The 24,408-nt window shown below is 33.3% G+C and carries 20 protein-coding genes and 1 riboswitch; of the genes, 13 read left to right on the forward strand and 7 right to left on the reverse strand.

Annotated elements, in window-relative coordinates:
• Position 1 precedes the first annotated feature (1 nt).
• Both ACXX80_RS07310 and ACXX80_RS07315 read right to left on the reverse strand, forming a co-directional pair.
• Positions 2-541: a Panacea domain-containing protein gene (locus tag ACXX80_RS07310; protein WP_458552650.1), complete on the reverse strand. Its 540-nt coding sequence runs from the start codon at positions 539-541 to the stop codon at positions 2-4.
• Positions 542-673: 132 nt separating this feature from the next.
• Entirely contained in the window at positions 674-925 is a 252-nt protein-coding gene (locus ACXX80_RS07315) for a helix-turn-helix domain-containing protein (RefSeq protein WP_417965393.1), read from the reverse strand.
• 99 nt (positions 926-1,024) lie between these two features.
• Here ACXX80_RS07315 and ACXX80_RS07320 point away from each other — a divergent pair, with 99 nt between their 5' ends.
• Both ACXX80_RS07320 and ACXX80_RS07325 read left to right on the forward strand, forming a co-directional pair.
• On the forward strand, positions 1,025-2,605 hold the full coding sequence (locus ACXX80_RS07320; RefSeq protein WP_458552651.1) for a site-specific DNA-methyltransferase: 1,581 nt from the start codon (positions 1,025-1,027) through the stop codon (positions 2,603-2,605).
• 2 nt (positions 2,606-2,607) lie between these two features.
• Positions 2,608-5,241 carry a DEAD/DEAH box helicase gene (locus tag ACXX80_RS07325; protein ID WP_458552652.1) on the forward strand — a complete coding sequence of 878 codons (2,634 nt, stop codon included), beginning with the start codon at positions 2,608-2,610 and terminating at the stop codon, positions 5,239-5,241.
• 129 nt (positions 5,242-5,370) lie between these two features.
• Here the strand turns inward: ACXX80_RS07325 and ACXX80_RS07330 are convergent, their stop codons facing one another.
• A complete protein-coding gene (locus tag ACXX80_RS07330) occupies positions 5,371-5,985 on the reverse strand; it encodes a deoxynucleoside kinase (RefSeq protein ID WP_099713600.1) in 615 nt (204 codons plus the stop codon).
• Positions 5,985-6,776, reverse strand: a complete 792-nt coding sequence (locus tag ACXX80_RS07335; RefSeq protein WP_458552653.1) for a hypothetical protein — start codon at positions 6,774-6,776, stop codon at positions 5,985-5,987. The genes ACXX80_RS07330 and ACXX80_RS07335 overlap by 1 nt, the downstream gene beginning before the upstream one ends.
• 114 nt (positions 6,777-6,890) lie before the next feature.
• On the opposite strand from ACXX80_RS07335, the gene ACXX80_RS07340 reads away from it, so the two are divergent.
• Both ACXX80_RS07340 and ACXX80_RS07345 read left to right on the forward strand, forming a co-directional pair.
• Positions 6,891-7,781: a GLPGLI family protein gene (locus tag ACXX80_RS07340; protein ID WP_458552654.1), complete on the forward strand. Its 891-nt coding sequence runs from the start codon at positions 6,891-6,893 to the stop codon at positions 7,779-7,781.
• A gap of 56 nt (positions 7,782-7,837) precedes the next feature.
• A complete protein-coding gene (locus ACXX80_RS07345) occupies positions 7,838-10,540 on the forward strand; it encodes a carboxypeptidase-like regulatory domain-containing protein (RefSeq protein ID WP_458552655.1) in 2,703 nt (900 codons plus the stop codon).
• 54 nt (positions 10,541-10,594) lie between these two features.
• Here the strand turns inward: ACXX80_RS07345 and ACXX80_RS07350 are convergent, their stop codons facing one another.
• Both ACXX80_RS07350 and metK read right to left on the reverse strand, forming a co-directional pair.
• Entirely contained in the window at positions 10,595-12,367 is a 1,773-nt protein-coding gene (locus tag ACXX80_RS07350; protein ID WP_458552656.1) for a DUF4153 domain-containing protein, read from the reverse strand.
• 135 nt (positions 12,368-12,502) lie between these two features.
• Positions 12,503-13,753, reverse strand: coding sequence for a methionine adenosyltransferase (gene metK, locus ACXX80_RS07355; RefSeq protein ID WP_458552657.1), 1,251 nt, complete (start codon positions 13,751-13,753; stop codon positions 12,503-12,505).
• 761 nt (positions 13,754-14,514) lie between these two features.
• On the opposite strand from metK, the gene ACXX80_RS07360 reads away from it, so the two are divergent.
• Positions 14,515-15,807: an O-acetylhomoserine aminocarboxypropyltransferase/cysteine synthase family protein gene (locus tag ACXX80_RS07360; protein WP_458552658.1), complete on the forward strand. Its 1,293-nt coding sequence runs from the start codon at positions 14,515-14,517 to the stop codon at positions 15,805-15,807.
• Positions 15,808-16,003: 196 nt separating this feature from the next.
• Here ACXX80_RS07360 and ACXX80_RS07365 read toward each other — a convergent pair whose 3' ends face one another.
• Complete coding sequence (locus tag ACXX80_RS07365; RefSeq protein WP_458552659.1) at positions 16,004-16,186, reverse strand: hypothetical protein; 183 nt, start codon at positions 16,184-16,186, stop codon at positions 16,004-16,006.
• A gap of 144 nt (positions 16,187-16,330) precedes the next feature.
• Here ACXX80_RS07365 and ACXX80_RS07370 point away from each other — a divergent pair, with 144 nt between their 5' ends.
• From ACXX80_RS07370 to ACXX80_RS07405, 8 genes are all read left to right on the forward strand, one after another.
• Positions 16,331-16,540, forward strand: a complete 210-nt coding sequence (locus tag ACXX80_RS07370) for a hypothetical protein (RefSeq protein WP_458552660.1) — start codon at positions 16,331-16,333, stop codon at positions 16,538-16,540.
• Positions 16,541-16,770: 230 nt separating this feature from the next.
• Positions 16,771-16,878, forward strand: a riboswitch (SAM riboswitch).
• A 78-nt stretch (positions 16,879-16,956) separates the two neighbouring features.
• Complete coding sequence (locus tag ACXX80_RS07375) at positions 16,957-17,919, forward strand: alpha/beta fold hydrolase (RefSeq protein ID WP_458552661.1); 963 nt, start codon at positions 16,957-16,959, stop codon at positions 17,917-17,919.
• 18 nt (positions 17,920-17,937) lie between these two features.
• On the forward strand, positions 17,938-20,352 hold the full coding sequence (gene thrA / locus ACXX80_RS07380; protein ID WP_458552662.1) for a bifunctional aspartate kinase/homoserine dehydrogenase I: 2,415 nt from the start codon (positions 17,938-17,940) through the stop codon (positions 20,350-20,352).
• Between the two features lie 146 nt (positions 20,353-20,498).
• Positions 20,499-20,924, forward strand: coding sequence for an OsmC family protein (locus tag ACXX80_RS07385; protein WP_417951226.1), 426 nt, complete (start codon positions 20,499-20,501; stop codon positions 20,922-20,924).
• Positions 20,925-20,991: 67 nt separating this feature from the next.
• Positions 20,992-22,164 carry a trans-sulfuration enzyme family protein gene (locus ACXX80_RS07390; RefSeq protein WP_458552663.1) on the forward strand — a complete coding sequence of 391 codons (1,173 nt, stop codon included), beginning with the start codon at positions 20,992-20,994 and terminating at the stop codon, positions 22,162-22,164.
• 93 nt (positions 22,165-22,257) lie between these two features.
• Positions 22,258-22,668, forward strand: a complete 411-nt coding sequence (locus ACXX80_RS07395; protein WP_315208763.1) for an RrF2 family transcriptional regulator — start codon at positions 22,258-22,260, stop codon at positions 22,666-22,668.
• 117 nt (positions 22,669-22,785) lie between these two features.
• Positions 22,786-23,688, forward strand: a complete 903-nt coding sequence (locus ACXX80_RS07400) for a sulfite exporter TauE/SafE family protein (RefSeq protein ID WP_315208765.1) — start codon at positions 22,786-22,788, stop codon at positions 23,686-23,688.
• 14 nt (positions 23,689-23,702) lie between these two features.
• Positions 23,703-24,404, forward strand: a complete 702-nt coding sequence (locus ACXX80_RS07405) for a phosphoadenylyl-sulfate reductase (RefSeq protein WP_458552664.1) — start codon at positions 23,703-23,705, stop codon at positions 24,402-24,404.
• Positions 24,405-24,408 lie beyond the last annotated feature (4 nt).

Consider the following 24,408-nt stretch of genomic DNA (forward strand, 5'->3'; position numbering starts at 1 on the left):
TCTAGCTTATGCTTTCTTGAAAAGATAAGGCTTCAAAAGAAGATTTTGCAGCCATTTGTAGAATAGGATTGTTTTCTAACAAATCATTGAATTCAATAGAATGATTAGTTCTTTTTCCTATTTGCTGAAAATGATTGATTAAGTTATGTTCGGAAACCATTTTGTGCCAAAGTGAGCCTTCTTCGTGTAGGAAGTTAATTAATTCTGTTGCATTCCAATTTCCATATTTAAAAACTATGGTTTCTAATAGATTTAATTCATATCTATTGAAAATGGTTTTATCAAAATCACCATTAGGTTTTAAGAAAACCTCCTCAGAATTTCTATCAGTATTGAATTTTTTTTCAAGTTGAATGGAATGTAGTAATGATAATTCTTTTCCTTGATAACAAAAAACTTCTTGATGTTTGATTTCATTGTAAACATCTATAGCAACTGGGCCGTTTTCCCAAACTTTATAGTCTAGCCAAGTTACGGGCGTGCCCGTTTCCTTGATAGAAGTTTCGTCAAGAATGTACAATAGTTTTAACGTTTTGGTCATAGATAAATAGTCTATCTGTGACGCAAAATAGATTAAAATATTGCTGATTTTGTCGTTGTTGATTCGTCTAAACATACGTAAATATAAAGAAATAGTTCAATATTCTTTGTTAAAGGACTGCAAATGTACGGTTTATTTGCTGATTTTTAAATCTTTGATTAATTCTGATGCTTCAATATTTAATGCAAAAGCAATTTTCAACATTGTGCTCACTTTCATTTCTTGTTTTCCTTTAATATACTTTCTTAAATTCTCTACGTCCATATCAGCATCGTGGGCAACTTCCCTAGTCTTCAAACCTTTTTCTTTGATTATTTCCTCTATACGATTCCCTAAAAGAAAAATTTCTTGTTTCATTTCCGATTTCCGAACTCTTTTTTCCATAATTGGAAAGTTACTTTCGTCGTATTAAATAAGAGTGATTGTAAAAATCAGATTGTTTACAACTGATTATTTAATTATATTTGAAAAAATTAATTAAGAATGCCTACACTAAATTGGATTGGTAAAGACAAAATCATCAATCATCATCAAGAAGTTCCCTATAAAGTACTGAACCACGAATATGGTTTTTCTGAAAATGAAAAAACCAATACTATAACCGATTCTGGAAATCTCATTATCAATGGGGATAACCTTGAAGCGTTGAAATCTTTATTACCCCAATACGAAGGGAAAGTTAATTGCATTTACATTGACCCACCATACAATACAGGAAATGAAAGTTGGGTGTATAATGACAATGTTAATTCTCCAAAGATTAAAAAATGGTTAGGCAAAGTGGTAGGCAAGGAGAGTGAAGACTTGACCAGACACGACAAGTGGTTGTGTATGATGTATCCACGATTGAAACTACTTCATAAATTATTAGCAAAAGATGGTGCGATTTTTATTTCTATTGATGACAATGAACAAGCCAATTTGAAATTGATGATGGATGAGATTTTTGGGATTGGGAATTTTGTTGCTAATTTTATTTGGAACCATCGAAAATCAAGTCAGAATGATACGGATGTTTCACTATCTCATAATTATACATTTTGTTATTCTAAAAACAGAAACTATTTCAGAATAAAACCATTAGCTATTATTGAAAAAAAATTCACTAATTCGGATAATGATCCAAGAGGCGCATGGGTAGCAGATCCAATGGATGCGCCCAACATAAGAGTAAATCTTGAGTATGAAATTAGCAATCCTAATACAAATGAAGTTTTTTTACCTCCAAAAGGTCGTCATTGGCGATTTACAAAAGAAAAATATGAAGAAGCTTTAAAAAATAATAGAATAATTTTCGGAAAAACAGGAAAGACGAAGCCTCAATATAAAAGATTTCAGTTTGAAGCCGAGGCAAAAGGTATGAACCCTTTTACAATTTGGAATGAATTAGGGACTGCCACTGATGCTACAAAAGAATTGATGATGATATTTGATGGTGAAAAATTATTTCAAACTCCCAAACCTTCAAGTTTGATTGAAAGAATAATAGAAATTTCCACAAACAAAAACTCCATAATCCTAGACAGCTTCGCAGGTTCAGCAACAACAGCGCACGCGGTTTTAAACTTAAACAAACAAGACGGTGGCAATCGCAAATTCATTTTAATAGAAATGGAGGATTATGCAGAAACCATCACTGCCGAACGTGTCAAAAGGGTAATCAACGGTTATGCAGACAAAGAAGGAACTGGAGGAAGCTTTGATTATTATACTTTAGGCGAGCCGCTTTTTGACGAAAACAATAATCTTAATGAAACGGTCGGAATAGATAAAATTAGGGAATATGTATGGTTTACTGAAACTCGATGTTCTTATTCCCCTCCTTCGGAGGTGTGTCCGCAGGACGGGGTGGTTTTTTTAGGAACTCACAACGACACCAGTTATTATTTTGTCTATGAAAAAGAAAATTTAACCACGCTTGATTATGAATCTTTAGCTCAATATGTACAACAAAAAGCGGAGCGATATATTATTTATGCTGATAATTGTTTACTACCGGAAACTTTTATGAGAGAAAAAAATATTGAATTCAAGAAAATCCCTCGCGATATAACTCGTTTTTAATTATGGAACTAAAAACCTATCAAAAGCAAGTCATTGACGATTTGCAACAATATTTCGAGTATTTGCAAAACCATAAAAAAGCGGATAAAGCTTTCAATTCTTTTTGGCAGGAAAAAGTGGGTTTCTACAATCCAATAACTGGCGAAGGAATGCGACCGTATCAAAACACTGTTCCAAATGCAGTGCATTTGAGTATAAAAGTGCCAACTGCGGGAGGGAAAACCTTTATTGCCTGTAATGCATTGAAAACTATTTTTGATGCTATGCCAGACACTAAGGCAAGAGCAGTTGTATGGCTTGTGCCCTGGAGCAATTTATTAGACCAAACCGTAAAAAATCTTTCAAATCCCGATCATCCATATTGTCAGAAACTGAATTCTTTGTTCAATAATCGTGTTCAAGTTTATGAAAAACGGGATTTGTTACAAGGGGCTAATTTCAATCCCTCTTCGGTACAAGAACAATTGAGCATAATGGTTGTGAATTTTGCTTCCATACGGGCCAAAAATAAAGAGGACAGGAAATTTAATGAACAAAATTCTAATTTATCCAGCTTTTCAGATTCCATTGATGATGAAATTGTTTTAGACGGGACTGAAAAAGAAGCATTAATTAATGTTATTAGAAGTTTAAACCCAATTTTGGTTGTTGATGAAAGTCACAATGCTGAAAGTGATTTAAGTGTTGAAATGTTGAACAACCTCAATCCAAGTTTTATTTTGGATTTGACCGCAACACCCAAACAGAATGCTAATATTGTGAGTTTAGTTTCTGCTATTGAACTCAAAAAAGAGCACATGGTTAAATTACCAGTGATTGTTTATAACCATCAAAATATTGAAGGTGTAATAGAAAGTGCGCTGCATTTGCAAAACAAACTGGAAACAGAGGCTAAAATTTTGGAAGAAAATGGAGGGAAGTACATTCGTCCCATAGTTTTGTTTCAGGCACAATCCAAAGGAAAAGAAGATAATACCACTTTTGACAAATTGAAAGCCCAATTGATTGCTGTTGGAATTCCAGAAGAGCAAATCAAAATCAAAACTGCCAATAAAGACGAGTTGAAAAATGAAGATTTAATGAGTGCGGCTTGTCCTGTTCGTTATATTATTACCATTAATGCGTTGAAAGAAGGTTGGGATTGCCCGTTTGCTTATATCTTGGCTTCCTTGGCTGATAAATCTTCGGAAGTTGATGTTACCCAGATTTTAGGTCGAGTTTTGCGTCAGCCTTACGTGATGAAACATAACAGCACGATGCTAAATTTATCGTATGTAATTACGGCTTCGGTTAAGTTTCAAAACACTTTGCAAAATATTATCAAAGGATTGCAGCAATCCGGTTTTAGCGAAAAAGATTATCGAGAAAAAGACGTTATGCCAGAATTTGTAAAAGAAGAAGTGAAGCAAGAAACATTAGATAATTTCTTTTTTCCTGAGCAGATAGGAGTTGTAGAAGAAGGTTTGATTGATGTTCAAAAAATTCATTTCAATCCCAATGAAATGAGTAACTCTCCTAATATTGCTGTATTTGAAATGGAAAAAATGGCAATTGAAGATAGTCTAAAAATGGAGATTCAAATTGCCAATCAAGATAATTCTAACACAGTTCAACAAATTTATTCTGAAGTGGGAATGAAAGTGAAACAATATAAAATGCGTGAAAGTGTTGCTGAACAAGCTTCGGCAATTGTATTGCCAAAATTTGTAGTTGAAGTTCCTCAAAATGAATTTCTTTTAATGGAACAAGGCGACACACAATTGTTAGACAGGGTGAATCTTTTGAAAGATTTTAAGCTTTCGGATAAAGATATTCAAATCCCTTTTAAAAGTATTTCTTCGGATTTATATAAAATTGATACTGAAAAAACGAATGATGGCGGTTATAAAATGGTTTCGTTCAAAATAGAGAATGTAGTTCAAGAAAAAATGACGGAATACATTTTAGCTAAACCTAAAGAAGGACAAATTAAAGATTTAGCACATTTTGTAGTCAAGCAAATTGATAAATTACCACCTATTGCCGATAATGAAATTAAGAAATACGTCAATAGAATTTTAGAGAATATGTCCGCACAGGAGTTGATAGATTTCAATCAATATAAACTGACGTATTCGGATTCTATTAAAGAAAAAATCAATCAATTAGCGGATACTTATGCTGAAGAAAAGTTTAATGATTGGCTTGAAATTGATAAAATAAAAGCACAATCAATCTGGAAATTTGAAACAATGATAATTCCGCCAAGAATTGGAAATGACATTGGCAATTCATTGTATGTTCATGAAGGTGATATGAATGGATTAGAAGAGCAATTTATTTTGGAAATTTCCAGTTCATCAAATATTGCTTTTTGGCATCGTAATTTAGGAAGAGGTAAAGGATTCTCTTTGAATGGTTATAAATCCAATCATTATCCCGATTTTATTTTAGTTACCAAAGCCAATAAAGTTATTGTAGTAGAAACCAAAGGTTCCCATTTGAATAATCCAGATACCGCAGCAAAGTTAAGGCTGGGAAAATCTTGGGCAAGGCTTTCAGGATCTAGTTATAGTTATATGATGGTTTTTGATAAAAATGCTATTGATGGTGCTTATAATTTGGAGAAAGCAATAAGCTTGATAAAACAAATGTAGATTTTTGGAAATCTTTATAAATAAAAATGCCTCGCAATTGTGAGGCATTTATGTTTATATGTGTTTTTATCTCCAATTCCTAATCTCTTTCCTTTGGAGAGTCCCGAAGCTTCGGGAGAGGAGAGGATTCTAAAACAACCCGTTCAATTCAGCATCGATACGGTTAAAAATATTTCCTAAATCTTCTGGATTGTCAACAAAATTTATGTTGTCAACGTCAATAATTAATAATTTTCCTTTGTCGTAGGTTTGAATCCAACCTTCATATCGTTCGTTCAAACGGCTCAAATAATCAATAGATATTGAGTTTTCGTATTCACGGCCACGTTTGTGTATTTGCCCCACTAAATTAGGTATAGAACTTCTTAAATAGATCAATAAATCAGGAGCTTTAACCGTAGATTCCATTAATTCAAAAAGAGAAGAATAATTCTGGAAATCACGATTGGTCATTAAACCCATTGCATATAAATTAGGAGCAAAAATATGTGCATCTTCATAAATAGTTCGGTCCTGAATGATTTTTTTACCGCTTTCGCGAATTTGCATCACCTGACGGAAACGGCTATTCAAGAAATAAATTTGTAAATTAAACGACCAGCGTTCCATTTGATGGTAAAAATCATCCAAGTATGGATTGTCAACTACATCTTCAAAATGCGGTTCCCACTTAAAATGTTTTGCCAGTAATCGAGTTAAAGTTGTTTTTCCGGAACCTATATTTCCTGCTATTGCTATGTGCATTACGGTATTGTGATTTTATAATTTGTAATTCCTGTTGATGTAAAAATAGATAAAATTTGGTCCTTGTAATAGAATTTTTTAAACGTTTTTTCTGAAATTTCAATTTCAGTTTTTTTACCTTTTTCTAAATCGTATAAAATCAAAACAGCGTCCTTAGAATAAATAAATTGATTCTCATTGATAATTACAATGGAATCAAAATCAGGAATTATTCCTTTACTTATTATTTTTCCAAAAATGTCACATACATACCAGTTGTTTTTACTGTCAACCCAATGAAAGACATTGTAATCTGAAGAATAACTCTTGATGCTTTCTGTAAAAGGAACTGAAATGGTCTTGTAATTATTACTTAAATAATCATAAAGTCCCAGTTGCTGATTCATGCTATTGTAAATCCAAAACTGATTTTGAGAAGCTATTCCAATTGCAGTAGCCACAATAGGAATTGTATTTTCTGAAAAATTGATTTTTTGAGTTTCATTCAATTGATTGTCCAACACTATAATAGTGTTGAAATTCTCGTAAAACAAAACGATTTTAAGTGGATTTTGCAAGTCAACTTTGGTGATTTTACCCAAAGAAATATTTTTATATTCTAAAGTATCTCGTTTGCTGATTTTAGAAAAAACATTGTTTTTAATGGTGTAATAAAAACCAAATGAATCGTATCCTAAAAATGTATCTCCATCAAAACGAGTGGAATCAATTTTAAGGGGAGTCAGTTTTTGGTTTTGACTAAATACAACTGAAAACGAGGCGATAAAGAGTAATAGCACTAATTTTTTCATGAAAGCGAAATTACAATTAAACCTTTTGTAATTAGGAATGTCTTATTATTATTTTAACATAATGCTAGTAACAAAAATAGTATTTTTCAGTCTTATTTATTAAAATCCAAAAGTATGTATAAAGTAATTTTCACATTAGTAGTAACAGTCGCATCATTTATGGGACTTCACGCTCAGGAATTTCAAGGAATGGCAGTTTACGAATCGAAAACGAGCACGTCCGATTTTAAAACGCGAATGGAAGGCAATAAGGACATGACTCCGGATATGCAAAAAAGGATCGAGGAAAGAATGAAGAAAATGTTCGAAAAAACATTCATTCTTAATTTTGATAAATCGGCATCGATATACAAAGAAGAAGAAAAGCTGGATACTCCAGGCCAAGGTGGTGGCGGAATGCGAATGATGATGTCTATGACCGGTGGTGGCGGAACGTATTATAAAAATGTAAAAGACAAATCGTATACCGTTGATAAAGAGTTTATGGGGAAAGAGTTTCTTGTAAAAGATTCGTTGCCTAATTTGCAATGGAAAATGGAAAGTGAAACCCGGGTTATTGGTGGTTACAATTGTTTTAAAGCAACTGCTGTGCGCCCTGCAAGCAAAACAGATTTTAGAAATTTCAGACCAAAAAAAGAAGATGCAACAACAACAAAACCAGCTGATGCCGCAAAGAAAACGAATCTTATGGATGAGTTGGATATGCCGAAAGAAGTTACAATTACAGCTTGGTATACACCGGAAATTCCAGTGAATCAAGGACCAGAAAACTACTGGGGATTGCCAGGGTTAATATTGGAAGTAAATGACGGTAAAACGGTTACTTTATGTTCAAAAGTAGTTCTGAATCCCAAAGTTAAAACCGAAATAAAAGCGGCAACGAAAGGAAAAGTAACCACTCAAAAAGAGTTTGACGAAATCGTATTGAAAAAAATGGAAGAGTTTAGAGAGATGAATCAAGGGCGTGGAGGTAATGGCGGAATGCACATGAGAATTGGAGGATAAAATAAGCCATATCAGAGTTTAAAACCAATACTATAGATTTCATCCATAATTTCTAAATGAAAAATACAATACTAATTGCCCTGTTTTTTATTACCTCAATTTCCTTTTCACAATCCGTTAAATTAGAAGGTCTCATAACCGATTCAAAAACAGTTGGGCTTGAAATGGCCAATGTGATGGCAGTAAATAAAGCCACAAAAGCTATGGATTCTTATGCCATAACAAATGATAAAGGAAAGTTTCTTCTTAATCTAAAACCAAATACAACGTATAGCTTAAAAATCAGTTATTTGGGAATGCAGAATAAAGAGCTGGAAATTACCACAACTTCAGAAAATAGTATTAAAAATATTGCATTGGAAGAAGGCGGAATTGAATTGGATGGTGTTGAAATTGTGCGTGAAATGCCGGTTTCAATAAAAGGAGATACTATTGTTTATAATGCCGATTCCTTTAAATCTGGAACAGAACGAAAACTGGAAGATATTCTCAAAAAATTACCCGGAGTTGAGGTTAACGCTGATGGCGAAATTGAAGTTGAAGGGAAAAAAGTATCCAAATTAATGGTGGAGGGTAAAGACTTTTTTGATGGCGATACTAAGTTAGGCGTCAAAAATATTCCAGCAGATGCCATTGATAAAATCCAAGTATTGCGAAACTACAGCGAAATTGGTGCGCTAAAAGGAGTGGAAAATAATCAGGATAATGTTGCGATGAACATTAAACTAAAATCAGGAAAGAAAAATTTCTGGTTTGGGGATATGACTGCTGGAATTGGAGTGGCGCATGAGGAAAGTCGCTATTTGATCAACCCGAAATTGTTTTATTACAGTCCAAAATACAGCATCAATTTAATTACAAATTTCAATAATATTGGCGAATTGCCTTTGACGGTTCAGGATTATTTTAAATTCACGGGCGGTTTTAGAGGTATGATGCAAAAAGGCGGTTCTAGTTTTAATGTGTCTTCGAATGATTTAGGAATTTCACTTTTAAGAAATAATAGAGCCAAGGAAATTGAGACAAAGTTTGGAGCTACAAATTTCTCCTACAATGTAAATAAAGCGTGGACGTTAAGCGGTTTTGGAATCCTTTCCTCTTCAGAAACGGATTTAGAAACAAAGTCACAAACGAATATTTTACAGCCTAATTCTTCTGAAGTTCTTTCAACAGAAAATCGTCAGGAAATAGCAAATCAAAAAAGTAATTTAGGATTATTTAAATTGAGTTCCAGTTATAAACCAAGTGCGAGGCTTCAGTTTGATTATGATGTTTTGACCAAATTGTCCAAGCAAGACGAAAATAATTCGTTATTGAGAGAATCTATTGTGAGCAATAATGCTACAACTGAAAATATCAATACGTTAAAAAAACAAGATCCAATTTCGGTAAATCAGAACTTGAGTTTGTATTACACGCAAAGCGATAAAAATATTTTTGCTTTCGAAATGCAACATTTGTACCAAGAGGAAGATCCTTTTTACAATGCTAATTTGCAATCGCAACCTTTTAATTTAGCTGATTATATTTCTGGTCAAAACAGAAATAACATCAATCAAAGTCGGTTTGTGAAAACCAGTAAGATTGATGCTAAATTGGATTATTATTACATGGTTACCCCAAAAAGCAACATCAATGTGACACTGGGAAATACGTACTCCCATCAAAATTTCAATTCCAATATTTTTCAGATTTTAGATAACGAAACGGTCAATACTTTAGACGATGTAGCGAATACAAATGATGTGAATTACAATTTCAATGATACGTTTTTAGGATTACATTATAAGATTTTGAGCGGAAAATTCACCTTTACACCAGGAGTAAGTTTGCATACCTATACTATGACAAATGAGCAATTAGGAAGCAGTAATGGTCAAAATTTCTTTAGAGCATTACCTGATTTCTTAGCGATTTATCAAATCAAAAAAGCGGAAACATTAACCTATAATTTTTCGTACACCAATAATTTTACGGATATCAATCAACTGGCCGAAGGATTTGTTTTGTCAAATTATAACAGCCTGACCAGAGGAAATCGACTTTTAGAGAACGCCACCGCACAAGTACATTCGTTACGCTACTTTAAATACAACATGTTTAATTTTGAAAATATTACCGCTTTTGTCAATTATTCCAGAAGAGTTGATGCGATAAAAACTCGAGCAGTATTCAACGGAGTCAATCAAACGTCATCTCCGTTTAATTCTGATTTTGCAGATGAAACATTGTCAGGAAATGGTTCTTATGGACGTTCTTTTTTGAAAAATTATAAAGCCTCTTTGGGAGCCTCTCTCAATTGGTCTAAATTTAATAACATCCAGAATAATGTGTTGTCAACAAACGAGAGTTTTACCCAAAACTATACTTTGAAAGCATCGACGAATTATAAAAACATGCCTAATTTAGAGTTGGGATATAATATTGTAACCAACGATTATAATAATGCTACTTTTTACACAGAAAAGCCTTTTGCTAAACTGGATTATTTCTTTTTAAAGAGTTTTTCTTTTGTTGCTGAATATGAGTTTTATCATTATTATAACAACACTAAAACGGTCGATAATGAATATGATTTCTTAACCGCCAGTTTGATTTATCAAAAGAAAGGCAGCAAGTTAGAATATAAAGTAAGCGGAACTAATTTATTGAATACAACCTCATTAAATGACGATAATTTCAGTCAGTTTGCAACCAGAACCTCACAATACACCGTTCAGCCTCGGTATGTAATTTTTTCTTTAAAGTATAATTTGTAGTAGATTTGCCAGAAGATAAAAGGCCTTTGAAGTTCATTCTTCAAAGGCTTTTTTTTAGTTTTTAATTCCTACCAATACATCAATATGGAACTGATCTACCGTTTTTTTGTTTCCTTTTCTTTTACCACTTACGTTTATATAGTATATTAAAATGGTGTATTTAGGCGTTTCAATTTTTTGTATTATCTTTTCTTTCCAATTTTCATTTTGGTCAAAAGCAGGAGTTTGGCTGACAAAATCGACTATCTTCAACGGAACAATGTCCTGATTGATTTGTAAGTCTACTCCGTATTCTTTTTTAGTAGAAATAATAGAATAGGACTTATTGTCGATTGTAATACATTCGGTACATTCTAAATCTTCGCTATTTGCAATGGAAAAAGACACATCATAGCCTTGAATGTTTTCTATATTTTGATTGTTGTTTTCGTAAAAATTATAAAAATACTCGTTGTTGTTGTTTATTTTTTGGTCATATTGAGCGCGATAATTGAGTCCCAATGCTTTCATGATTTGGGAGGAATTTGGGTTTTTGTCCTTTTTAATCAAGGTAGTTAGTTTGTCTTTTGTAAATGGAAAGAGTACTTCTGAGCCATAGTTTTCTTCTAAGAAATCTATAATACTGCTTAAATCTTGCTCTTGTTCAAAAGTGAGTTTTCCCTTTTCTATTTTTTTTAAATAGGACTCAAATCTGGAAAGTTGACTGTTTTTGGATATTGTATCTGCGCTTTGTGGTCCAAGAATGGTTAGCAATGCCGTTATGCACATCGTGATAGGAATGAACTTTATTTTAGGTTCTTTTTTGATTATAAAATAGGCTACTACAATGGTTAACCAAATTGATAATGCCAATACATAATAGCGCTCATGTGTGAATCCGTATAGGTGGATTCTATATAAAATAGCCCAAAACAATAATCCCAATAACGGGACTAATAAATAATAAAACCAATGGTTAAAGGTTCGCATCCAAAGATTTCCAGTTTCTTCGGCAATAGGATGCACGAGTAAAAAAGAAAGTATTCCAAAAATGGCAAAAACCAAAACGAGATTAGAAACCCAGCCCACAGGTAAAGAAAGTTTAACTAAAATTTTTGTTTCGTAACAAATCAAAATCACCAAATAAATGCTGATTAATGGAAGTAAAACATATTGAGTGAAATTTTTAAGACCTTTTGGATATTTTAAAATAAGTGGAGACGATTGGTTGTTGGTTTCAGGAACGCCAGATAAAAAGAAAACCGTATTAAATATTCCTGCGATGATGAAAAATAGGTGTAGGTATATTGTATCATAAAAATCTACATTGAATAAATGGTGTACCGCTAAAATAGCCAAGGATAACCCGGAATACAACACAACGCTATACAAACTAGCGGTTAGAATACGAAGAAAAAGCTGTTTGTTGAATTCCCAGAATTCATCTTGCTCATAGGCTTTTGGTAAAAAACCAGCGAACGAAACCAGTATATGCAAAGCAATATTAAGTACTAAAAATTGCAATGCTTCAACCTCTGTTATTTTTTCCGAAAAGCTAAATATAAAAGCAGTTACTAATCCACCAAGTATTAGACTGATTAAAAATCGAATCCAACTGTTTTTGTGAGTTGCAGAGAAATATAAACTAATGGAAAGAAATAAAACCAAACACAGCGAGCAACACATGATGCTTTTAGTATAAAAATTCTCCATTGTGTCATTTCTTTCCTCTGAGAGTAAAATTGCGAATACCGTCCCTAAAATCGTTAGTATGGTTTCTAGCGGAAATCTGGAAATGGTTTTTTGTGAAGCTTGTAATACGCTTTGGAAAGAAGGGAATTTAGCCATGATTTTGGTAAGTTATTTTTACTAAGTAAAGAAAAATACCGCATATAGGCAAACAAAAAACCCGAAGTCTGCAGTAACAGAATTCGGGGTTTGATATATAATTTGATTTAAATTTTTAAGGTTCTAAAACCAAAATTACAATCCAAATGCTGTTTTAACTTGGTCAACAAAATCTAATTTTTCCCAAGTAAACAATTCAACAGTAACTGTTTTTTCGTTTCCACCTGGTGCAGAAAAAGTTTTAGTAACAGTTTCTGGAGTACGTCCCATGTGCCCGTAAGCAGCAGTTTCGCTATAGATTGGGTTTCTTAATTTCAAACGTTGCTCAATAAAGTACGGACGCATATCAAAAATAGCTTCTACTTTTTTAGCAATTTCACCATTAGTCAAGTTTACTTTTGATGTTCCGTAGGTGTCAATAAAAATACCCATTGGTTTAGCCACACCAATTGCATAAGAAACCTGAACTAAAATCTCGTCAGCAACACCGGCTGCAACTAAGTTTTTAGCGATATGACGTGTAGCATAAGCCGCACTTCTATCTACTTTACTTGGATCTTTTCCAGAGAATGCACCACCACCGTGAGCACCTTTTCCACCGTAAGTGTCAACGATAATTTTTCTTCCTGTCAATCCAGTATCTCCGTGCGGTCCTCCAATTACGAATTTTCCGGTTGGGTTAATATGGTAATGGATTGCATCATTGAATAAATGTGCATGCGTTGGATTTTTTGCAATAATCCTTGGAATTAATATTTCAACGATGTCTTTTTTGATTTTTGCAAGCATTGTAGCTTCTTCGTCAAAATCATCATGTTGTGTTGAGATTACAATAGCATCAATACGAGTTGGTTTATTGTCATCGCTATATTCTAAAGTTACTTGTGATTTAGCATCAGGACGCAAATAGGTAATTTCGTTATTTTCACGTCTTAAAATGGCTAATTCTTGCAATAATTTATGAGATAAATCAAGTGCCAAAGGCATGTAATTTTCTGTTTCATTAGTAGCATAACCAAACATCATTCCTTGGTCACCAGCGCCTTGCTCTTCAGGATTTTTCCTGTCTACACCTTGATTAATGTCAGCAGATTGTTCGTGAATAGCTGAAAGAATTCCACAAGAATTGGCTTCAAACATGTATTCGCTTTTCGTATAACCAATTTTTCTGATTACGTCACGAGCGATTTGTTGTACGTCTAAATAGGTATTTGATTTTACTTCACCAGCCAAAATTACCTGACCAGTTGTTACTAAAGTTTCGCAAGCTACTTTTGAGTCAGCATCAAATGCCAAAAAATTATCAATTAATGCATCCGAAATTTGATCTGCAATTTTGTCTGGATGTCCTTCGCTTACAGATTCTGACGTAAATAAATAGGCCATAATAATTATTATTTTAAAAATTAAGCGAGAAAAAATAATTGCTGAAAAGGACTAAAGAAGAGTTTCTGCTTTAGCATTTTTTCTACTGAAAAATTTTCAGTATTCATAATGAATTGATTTCATTATGAAGAGGTTGCAATCAGTTCAAATTTTTCCTCTTGTATTCGGGTGCAAATGTATGAAACCATTTTGAATTGCAAATTAATCTTTTGATTTTTTTAATTTAATTAAAAGATATTTAATAAGCCTACTTATCCCATAGAGTTTTGGAAATAATTTGATTTTTATTTGGTAGATTCAAAAATAGTGTGCAAATTTGTGTCATCAAATAAAGAAAAAATGAAATTATTTTTTACAAATATGTGTTGCATGATGCTGGAATTCTCCGCAGAGTAACCTATTGTATAGTTTTAAAATTTTAAAATATATAATAAAAGCCTCTGCTAACATCTGAGGCTTTTATACTTTATAACCAAAAAGAAAGTAAACTCAATTTCACCAAACTATAAAGGAAGTTGAAATAAAGTTAGTACAACTAAATGAATAAAATAAGAATAAATATAATGATGATAGATTGTACGATGCAAATGTGCATTCTAACAAGCTATTGCTAAAAGTAAAAGAGAAAATCTTTGTTATAGTTCAAACTATAAGTCCTTTTGGTAAGTCTTCCAAAAGGACTTTTTTTGTTCAAGAACATAAAAAAAGCATAAAATAAATGAAACATAAAATATAATTTACTAATATAAAACACTTAAAACATGAGCACACAAAAATTTGCAACAAACGCATTACACGCAGGACACGACGTTACAAAAAACGCTGGAACCAGAGCCGTTCCCATTTATCAAACCAGTTCGTATGTTTTCAATAACTCAGAACATGCCGCAAATCTTTTTGGTCTTGCGGAACCCGGATTTATCTATACCAGATTAAATAATCCTACCAATGACATTCTGGAACAACGATTGGCGACTTTAGAAGGCGGGATTGGAGCTGTTGTTACAGCATCAGGCACTGCTGCAATTACCACAGCATTATTAGTATTGTTAAAAGCGGGAGATCATATTGTGGCTTCTAACAGTTTATATGGTGGTACTTATAATTTACTAAATGTGACCTTACCACGATTAGGAATCACCACCACATTTGTAGATCCATCAGATCCGGATAATTTTAAAAAGGCTGTACAGGAAAATACCAGAGCATTATTTGTAGAATCTTTAGGGAATCCAAAATTAGATGTGTTGGATTTGAAAGCTATTTCGGCTGTGGCCAAAGCAGTGAAAGTGCCTTTTATAGTTGATAATACAGTAGCTACTCCTTATTTATTGAACCCAATTCAATACGGGGCGGATATTGTTATTCATTCTTTGACAAAATACATAACAGGTAACGGAACTTCTTTGGGTGGGGTTGTTATTGATGCAGGAAACTTTGATTGGACCAATGGGAAATTCCCGGAATTCACAGAACCTTCCGCGGGTTATCATGGTTTAATCTATCACGAAGCCCTTGGAAATGCGGCTTTCATTGCCAAAGTTCGTATTGAAGGTTTACGAGATTATGGCGCTGCTTTGAGTCCATTCAATGCGTTTCAGATTATTCAAGGACTGGAAACCTTGCCGATTCGAATTCAGAAACACAGCGAGAATGCTTTGGCTTTAGCCCAATGGCTGGAAAGTGAGGAGGAAGTGGCATGGGTAAATTATCCAGGATTGAAATCGAGTAAATATTATCTTTTAGGGCAACAGTATTTGCCAAAAGGACAAAGTGGCGTGGTTACTTTTGGATTAAAAGGTGGATTTGATGCAGCCAGAAAAGTAGCCGACGAGACTAAAATATTCTCACTTTTAGCAAATATTGGCGACACAAAATCGCTGATTATTCATCCAGCAAGTACCACACATCAACAATTGTCTGACCAGGAGCAAATTGCAACAGGAGTTTCTAAAGATTTAATCCGACTATCTGTTGGTTTGGAAGATATTGAAGATTTAAAAGAAGATTTGAAAGCTGTTTTTGAAAGCTTAAAAAAATCACAATTAGTATAATTTTTTTGTGTATCAAAACAAAACTGTTTATTTATAATGAAAGTTCAAAACCAGATTTTTTTTTAATTTTATTAGGATATTAAAAAAATAATTTGCAAATTTGATTATTCAAAATAAAGTAAAAATGAAATATAACAATTGTACAATGTTTAAAGTCGCACAGGAAAATTCCTGAGGGTCGCTTATTGCATAATTTTTAAATTATATAGTAAAAGCTTCCCAGATAACGGGAAGCTTTTTTTTTTGAATACAACCGAATAATTTCACGGAAATAATAGCATAAATGAATAACCTGAAAATCCAGAATACAAACAATTTTAAAGTCAAAAATATGATTTGCGCCAATGCCATTATGTGCATTCGTGTCTGTTGATTCCAAAAGTATAAGTTTATAGCACAACTTAAAACCCTTTTGGATACGTATCTAAAAGGGTTTTTTCATTCAGATTAGTTTGAAAGTATAGAAACTTTTCAGAAATCAAAAAATAATTAAAACAAAACTAACATCGTAAATTCAAATAGTATGAGCACATTAAAAAATTTCCCGAAGACATTACGGTTACTAAATGGCTTTAGTTTCAGAACCAAAACAAAAAAGGAAAACGATTCAAAAAATGAATTGACCAATCCAAGATTTGAAATATCAAAAAATGATCCTTTGGCGCAAAAAACAGTGCCGAGTTCATTACTGTTTCAAATGTATTCAAAAGAAAATGAAGAACTTTTTATTTAAAAAAGGGATAGTCATTTTAGCTTTTGAATCGCCGATAGTAAATCTCAAATTATGATTTCGACGAAAGATAAAACGATGCTATATTGTTTTTATCTTTTGTCGGGATGATGATTGTGTATGATTTTTTCAAGTCAATTTGCAATAAATCAATTAGAACCAATTTGATAAAAATTTGGTTGTTTAAAAAAATAGTAGTTAATTTGTACCTTTAAGTTCACAAACGTATTGAAATGTTATAAAGAAAGGCAGAGGGATTAGACCCGATGAAGCCTTAGCAACCCTTCGATTTATCGAAGAAGGTGCTGCATTCTACCACGCTCATCGTGGAAAGATAACACTAAGAATTTGTCTAGATAACTCCTAGCTTTCTTTCTAATATTTCCAGACACAAATCAAAAATCATAAAAGATTTGAAATTGGAAAATAAACCAACATCTATTACATTACAAAATTTTACCACCGAAAGTGGGGCTTTTTATGCTACCTTAAACTTAAGTTTTCAAGTTTTTGGACCAGCTTTACATACAGCTCCAATCGTTTTGGTAAATCATGCATTGACTGGAAATTCACAAGTTGTGGGAGACAAAGGTTGGTGGAATGATTTAATTGGTGAAAACAAAACCATCGATACCAATAAATATACAATACTGGCTTTTAATGTTCCGGGAAATGGTTTTGATGATGCTATCATTGAAAATTATTCGGATTTTAATACCAGAGATATTGCCAGAATTTTTATTAAAGGCATTCATTTTCTTAAAATAGAAAAGCTTTATGCCATTATTGGTGGTTCTGTTGGCGGAGGAATTGCTTGGGAATTGGTTGCATTGGAACCAAAAATCACACAACATTTAATTCCTATTGCAACTGATTGGAAATCGACAGACTGGTTAATTGCCAATTGCTTTTTGCAAGAGCAAATTCTCAAAAATTCTTCAAAACCTATTGAAGATGCTCGAATTCATGCCATGCTTTGCTACAGAACTCCCGAATCTTTTACTGCAAAATTCCAGAGAACTACTAATGAGGAGTTAGCCATTTTCAATGTAGAAAGCTGGCTGAGTCATCATGGTAAAAAGCTTCAAAAACGTTTTCAAATTTCATCATACAAAATGATGAATCAATTGTTGAAAACGATAGATATTACCAGAAACAGCAATTCATTCGCAGATGTGACATCAAAAATTGAAGCTGATATTCATATTATCGGAATCAATTCAGACTTGTTTTTTACGGCAAATGAAAATAGAGCCACTTACGAAGAATTAAAAAAATATAAAAATAATGTTACCTATCAGGAAATAGTTTCCATTCATGGACACGACGCTTTTTTGATAGAATACAAACAATTAGACAATTTGCTTCAGGATATATTCTAAGCCAAAAAACACAACACAATGAAAATATTAAAATTTGGAGGTAAATCGTTATCGAATGGCGACGGAATAAATAAAGTTATTGCGATTATTACCGATAAAGTAAATCAAGGAGAAGAAATTGCCATTGTAGTATCAGCAAGAGGAAATGCTACGGATGAATTGGAAGAAATTTTAAGTATTGCTTCTAAAAACGGAGATTACAAACCGCTTTTTGAGGATTTCAAAAAGTACCAACAAGACGATTATCAAGACGTAGATTTGTCTGAGGAATTCAATGTTCTAGAAAAATTATTTGAAGGCGTAAGTTTAATTGGCGATTACAGCAACAAAATTAAAGATCAGATTTTATCTAAAGGAGAATTGCTTTCTGCAAAATTACTGACGGCTATTTTGGTTGAAAATGGCATAAATGCCCGTTTTGCCGATACTCGAGAATTGATAAAAACTGATTCTAAATTTGGTGATGCGCAACCTTTGGAACAAATTTCGAAGAAAAATGTCATCAATTATTTCAAACAAAACAACGGAACAACCGTAAATATTGTTACCGGTTTCATAGGTTCTAATAACAATAATGACACCACTACTTTAGGAAGAAACGGCAGTAATTATACCGCTTCTTTGATTGCAAATTACTTAAATGCAGACGAATTACAGAATTATACACACGTAGACGGAATTTATACCGCGAATCCTGACTTAGTGCTTGATGCGAAGAAAATTGACCATTTGACTTTTAACGAGGCGAATGAGTTGGCTAATTTTGGAGCAACAATTCTTCATGCAAAGACTATTATTCCTTTGTTGGAAAAAAACATTCCACTTCGTATTTTGAACACTTTCAATCACGAAAACAAAGGGACATTAATCACATCTAATTCTAACAAAGAAGGAATTAAAACGCTTTCGGTACTTGAAAATGTTTCGTTAGTGAATCTGGAAGGAAGAGGATTGCTAGGAAAAACGGGTGTTGATGCACGTATTTTCAGAGTGATGGGAGACAATGACATTAGCGTAAGCATCATTTCTCAAGGTTCTTCAGAAAGAGGAATTGGTTTGGTAGTTGCCGCTGATAAAGCGACTAAAGCAATGATCGAATTAGAAAAAGAATTCGAAAATGATTTCTATTCAAAAGATGTAAATAAAATCACGGTTACGGATAATGTTTCGGTGATTTCTATCATTGGCCAAGATTTGAGCACGTTTCACAAGCCTTATACGGCCTTGATAAAAAATAAAATTGTCCCGATTCTTTTCAATAATACGGTTACAGGTAAAAACGTGAGTTTGGTGGTGAAAAAATCGCAACTGAACAAAGCCTTAAACGTGATTCACGGTGAGATTTTTGGAGTATCAAAGAAAATTAACATTGCTATTTTTGGGCATGGTTTAGTGGGCGGTACGTTGATTAACCAAATATTAGAATCAGCAGCAACCATCGAAAAACGAAAAGACATTAAGTTGAATGTTTTTGCTATTGCCAATTCAAGTAATGTACTTTTAAATAAAAACGGTGTTACACCAAACTGGAAAAATGAAATTCAAAACAATGGATTCTCTTATACTATCGATGATGTAATTGCGTATGCGAATGAGCATCACTTGGAGAATTTGATTGCGATTGATAACACTGCAAGTGCCACATTTGTTGAAAATTACATTCCTTTGGCAGAAAGCAGTTTTGATTTGATATCTTCTAATAAAGTGGCCAATACGTTAAGTTATAGTTTTTATAAAAAATTACGAAAAGTACTTGCGGATAATCAAAAGAGTTATCTTTATGAAACCAATGTTGGGGCGGGATTACCTTTGATTGATACGATTAAATTATTGCACCTTTCTGGTGAAAATATCACTAAGATTAAAGGTGTTTTCTCAGGAACATTGAGTTATTTATTCAATAATTTTTCTGCAAAAGATGCTTCGTTTAGTGAAATATTGAAGGAAGCAATTGATAATGGATATACCGAGCCAGATCCAAGAGAAGATTTGTGTGGGAATGATGTAGGTCGAAAATTATTGATTTTGGCAAGAGAATTAGACTTGCAAAATGAGTTTGAAGAAGTTGATATTCAAAATTTAATTCCAGAACATTTACGTGAAGGTGATGTTTCTGATTTTTTAAATAAACTGACGGAGTTTGACCCGATTTATGCTAAAATAAAAGCCGACCAAAAGCCAAATCACGTGTTGCGATACATAGGTGAATTGTCAGGCGATTTGCAAAATGATAAAGGAAATTTGGAAGTAAAATTAGTTTCGGTACCATCAGATACTGCTTTGGGCGGATTGAAAGGTTCGGATTCTTTCTTCGAAATTTACACAGAATCCTATGGCGACAGACCAATCGTAATTCAGGGCGCAGGCGCAGGATCAGCAGTAACGGCGAGAGGTGTTTTTGGAGATATTTTGAGATTATCGGATAAAGGGTAAAGATTTAAGATTGCAGATTTTTGAATTTAGATTTCAGATATAAAAAACAAAAATCCGTTTGATCTACGTGCAATATAAATTATTAAAAAAGGGACTGCCTCCAGTCTTGGCTCCCTTTCCTTCGGGGAGGGTTGGGGAGGGGAAAAATGAAAATAACACTAAACAGAGTAAACGACAATTTCCACTTTGAATTAAAAAACGAGCGTGGTCACATAGTAAATGTTGATAGCCGACCAGAATTTGGTGGAGACGATAAAGGTCCAAGTCCGATGGAATTAGTATTGATGGGTGTTGCGGGTTGCAGTGCGATTGATATGATTTCAATTTTAAAGAAACAACGCCAAGAAATCACTTCTTTCAAAGCTGAGGTTGAAGGGGAACGTGTGCAAGTAGGAGAAGCAAAACCATTCAAGGATATTACAGTAGTCTTCTTTTTGGAAGGACCCATTAATGAAGAAAAAGCAGCTAGGGCGGCTCAACTTTCTTTCGAAAAATACTGTTCAGTTTCTAAAACATTAGAGCCAACAGCAACGATACATTACAAAGTAGTTTTGAATAATAAATCATTATAGTTTAATTAAAGATTGGATTTGAATATCCGAACAACTTTAAGCCTTAAACTTTAAACTAAAAAATAAAATGAACGATCAAGAATACGGTTTTGAAACCCAAGCCATACGCAATCAATTAGAACGCACTCAATATTTAGAACATTCAGTGCCTTTGTTCCTAACTTCAAGTTTTGTATTTGAGGATGCCGAAGATATGCGTGCTTCTTTTGCTGAGGAGAAGGATAGAAATATTTATAGCCGTTACAGTAATCCCAATACCAATGAATTTATAGAGAAAATTTGTAAAATGGAAGGTGCTGAATCGGGTTTTGCTTTTGCTTCTGGAATGGCAGCAGTGTATTCAACCTTGGCAGCTTTATTGAAATCTGGAGATCATATTGTTTCTTCTAGTAGTGTTTTTGGGGCGACACATTCTTTATTTATCAATTATTTTCCAAAATGGAATATTGAAACCTCCTATTTTGATATTAATAAGCCAGAAACCATTGAAAGTTTTATTACACCAAATACAAAGATTCTTTTTGCCGAATCCCCAACCAACCCTGCTGTTGATATTATCGATTTGGAACTGTTAGGGACTATTGCCAAAAAACATAATTTGATTTTGATTATTGACAACTGTTTTGCGACACCTTATTTGCAGCAACCGATAAAATGGGGTGCACATTTAGTGGTACACTCAGCTACAAAATTAATGGACGGTCAAGGTAGAGTTTTGGGCGGAATAACTGTTGGTGATGCTGAATTGATTCAAAAAATCTATTTGTTTTCTCGACTTACCGGTCCTTCCTTATCTCCATTTAATGCTTGGGTATTATCAAAAAGTTTAGAAACTTTAGCGATTCGTTTAGATAGACATTGTGAAAATGCCTTGAAAGTGGCTGAGTTTCTGGAAAGCCATACTCAGGTTAATAAAGTGAAGTATCCATTCTTGAAATCGCATCCGCAATATGAAATTGCTCAAAAGCAAATGAAATTAGGAGGCAACATCGTTGCATTTGAAATCAAAGGAGGAATTGAAGCGGGAAGAGCCTTTTTAGATAAAATAAAATTGTGTTCGCTTTCGCCAAATTTAGGAGATACCAGAACAATTGTTACGCATCCAGCATCTACAACTCACAGTAAATTAACTGTTGAAGAAAGATTAGCGGTGAGTATTACGGATGGTCTAGTGCGTGTTTCTGTAGGACTGGAAACAGTTAAAGATGTAATTGCTGATTTAGAACAGGCACTTTCGTAAAAATTTAGATTTCAGAATACCGATTTTTGATTGTAGATTTGAGGTCAATTAAAAATCGGTATTTTATATATCATTCATAAATATTTTTTCAAAATGCTTTCAAAGAAAACAAAATACGGAATAAAAGCATTGACTTTTTTGGCACGCCAGAAAGATCAAACGCCGATACAAATTGCTGAAATAGCAAAGAGTGAACATATTTCAATTAAGTTTTTGGAAAGTATTTTACTACTGTTACGCCATTCTGGTTTTTTAGGAGCCAAAAAAGGAAAAGGCGGAGGATATTATTTGATAAAAGATCCTAAAGAAATAAATATGGCTCATGTGTATCGAATTCTCGAGGGCCCAATTGCGTTACTTCCTTGTGCCAGTCATAATTTTTATGAGCCTTGTGATGACTGTACAGATGAATCCACTTGTGCGGTCCGTAAACTAATGACAGAGGTTCGTGACAATACGCTTATGATATTGGAAAACAATACGCTAGCAGATATCGCTTTTTAGACAATAAATCACAAAATAAATTTTGTAGTTAAGTAAAAAGTTCTACTTTTGCATAATAATCTACTATTCCGATGGGGTAATAGATATGAATAATTAAAACAGTTGAATTTTAAAAGCATGAGCAAAGAATTGAAAGCCATTAATATCAATGTAAAATCGGAAACGACTTTTAAAGAACGCTTGTGGGTTATTGTTCCGGTTGTCTTATTAGTAGGTTTAATTTCTACATTAGTGTACAATCATCATGCAGAATTTTCTTGGGATGGTTTCATAGCGGGATTTAATCAGGAGTTTTTAATCTTTTTCTGTATTGGGATATTTGCACAATTAGTAGATGGAACCTTAGGAATGGGGTATGGAGCGACTTCGACTTCTTTTTTATTGGCGTATGGAATTCCACCGGCGATTAGCAGTACAGGTGTTCACGTTGCTGAAATGTTTACTACTGGAGCTTCTGCCATTTCTCATCATCGATTTGGGAATATCAATAAAAAACTAGTGAGACATTTGTTGATTCCAGGTGTTTTAGGTTCTATTGCAGGTGCTTATTTATTGTCGGATGTGATTGATGGAGATGCGATAAAGCCTTTTATAGCAGTATATATGATTGCGCTGGCAGTTATAATTATTAGAAAAGCATTAAAAAAGAATATCATTAAAAAGAAAACTAAAAAATTAGGTGTTTTGGCTTCTTTTGGAGGTTTTATGGATGCTGTTGGTGGTGGTGGATGGGGTCCAATCGTGACTTCAACTTTACTTGGAAACGGCAGAAATCCTAGATACACTATCGGTTCTGTGAATGCAGCCGAGTTTGCAGTAGCTTTTGCAAGTGGTGTTACATTTATGCTTTTTGGAGGAATACAAGGATGGCAAGTGATTATAGGGTTGATTTTAGGTGGTGTAATTGCCGCTCCAATTGCCGCTATTTTAGTCAATAAAATAAAGAGAAAACCTATGATGATTTTGGTAGGGATTTTAATTATTATTTTGAGTTTAAAAACACTGTCTAAATTATTATAAAGAGAAACGAAATTATGAGCATAGCAATAACCAATACTTTATTAGATAAAACAAAGGATTTTTCAATTGAAGAAACACTTTCGTTTTTAGCTAATGAATACAAAGATAAAGTGGTTTTTTCTACTTCTTTTGGGCAGGAAGATCAAGTAATAACAGCTTTAATTGGTCAAAATAATTTACCAATTAACATTTTTACGTTGGATACTGGTAGATTATTTCAAGAAACGTATGATGTTTTCCATAAAACATTAAAAAAGTATAAAATCGATATTAAAACGTATTTCCCAGACACAACAGCAGTAGAGGAATTATTGAATAAAAAAGGACCAAATAGCTTTTATGAATCGGTAGAGAATAGAAAAGAATGTTGTTTCATTCGAAAAGTAGCGCCTTTGACTAAAGCGTTGAAAGGAAATGACATTTGGATTACCGGTTTAAGAGCCGAGCAATCCGAAAACAGAAATGATTTAGCTTTTTTTGAATATGATGCACATTTTGATATCATCAAATTCAATCCGTTATTAAAATGGACTTTAGAAGAGGTTCAAAAATATATAGATGATAATAATGTACCACAAAACACCTTGCATAAAAAAGGTTTTGTAAGCATTGGTTGTGCACCTTGTACCAGAGCAATTGCACCTGGAGAAGATATCAGAGCAGGAAGATGGTCTTGGGAATCGAGTCATAAAGAATGTGGTTTACACCAGAAGTAATTTT

It is taken from the genome of Flavobacterium sp. GNP002 (genome assembly GCF_054343795.1).

What these genes read in the sequence shown, in the direction of transcription:
- ACXX80_RS07350 (WP_458552656.1), bottom strand. Translation starts at nt 12,367, where the DNA reads ATGGCTAAATTCCCTTCTTTCCAAAGCGTATTACAAGCTTCACAAAAA.
- metK (WP_458552657.1), bottom strand. Translation starts at nt 13,753, where the DNA reads ATGGCCTATTTATTTACGTCAGAATCTGTAAGCGAAGGACATCCAGAC.
- ACXX80_RS07390 (WP_458552663.1), top strand. Translation starts at nt 20,992, where the DNA reads ATGAACGATCAAGAATACGGTTTTGAAACCCAAGCCATACGCAATCAA.
- thrA (WP_458552662.1), top strand. Translation starts at nt 17,938, where the DNA reads ATGAAAATATTAAAATTTGGAGGTAAATCGTTATCGAATGGCGACGGA.
- ACXX80_RS07385 (WP_417951226.1), top strand. Translation starts at nt 20,499, where the DNA reads ATGAAAATAACACTAAACAGAGTAAACGACAATTTCCACTTTGAATTA.
- ACXX80_RS07310 (WP_458552650.1), bottom strand. Translation starts at nt 541, where the DNA reads ATGACCAAAACGTTAAAACTATTGTACATTCTTGACGAAACTTCTATC.
- ACXX80_RS07345 (WP_458552655.1), top strand. Translation starts at nt 7,838, where the DNA reads ATGAAAAATACAATACTAATTGCCCTGTTTTTTATTACCTCAATTTCC.
- ACXX80_RS07340 (WP_458552654.1), top strand. Translation starts at nt 6,891, where the DNA reads ATGTATAAAGTAATTTTCACATTAGTAGTAACAGTCGCATCATTTATG.
- ACXX80_RS07370 (WP_458552660.1), top strand. Translation starts at nt 16,331, where the DNA reads ATGAGCACATTAAAAAATTTCCCGAAGACATTACGGTTACTAAATGGC.
- ACXX80_RS07400 (WP_315208765.1), top strand. Translation starts at nt 22,786, where the DNA reads ATGAGCAAAGAATTGAAAGCCATTAATATCAATGTAAAATCGGAAACG.
- ACXX80_RS07335 (WP_458552653.1), bottom strand. Translation starts at nt 6,776, where the DNA reads ATGAAAAAATTAGTGCTATTACTCTTTATCGCCTCGTTTTCAGTTGTA.
- ACXX80_RS07405 (WP_458552664.1), top strand. Translation starts at nt 23,703, where the DNA reads ATGAGCATAGCAATAACCAATACTTTATTAGATAAAACAAAGGATTTT.
- ACXX80_RS07360 (WP_458552658.1), top strand. Translation starts at nt 14,515, where the DNA reads ATGAGCACACAAAAATTTGCAACAAACGCATTACACGCAGGACACGAC.
- ACXX80_RS07395 (WP_315208763.1), top strand. Translation starts at nt 22,258, where the DNA reads ATGCTTTCAAAGAAAACAAAATACGGAATAAAAGCATTGACTTTTTTG.
- ACXX80_RS07315 (WP_417965393.1), bottom strand. Translation starts at nt 925, where the DNA reads ATGGAAAAAAGAGTTCGGAAATCGGAAATGAAACAAGAAATTTTTCTT.
- ACXX80_RS07330 (WP_099713600.1), bottom strand. Translation starts at nt 5,985, where the DNA reads ATGCACATAGCAATAGCAGGAAATATAGGTTCCGGAAAAACAACTTTA.
- ACXX80_RS07325 (WP_458552652.1), top strand. Translation starts at nt 2,608, where the DNA reads ATGGAACTAAAAACCTATCAAAAGCAAGTCATTGACGATTTGCAACAA.
- ACXX80_RS07320 (WP_458552651.1), top strand. Translation starts at nt 1,025, where the DNA reads ATGCCTACACTAAATTGGATTGGTAAAGACAAAATCATCAATCATCAT.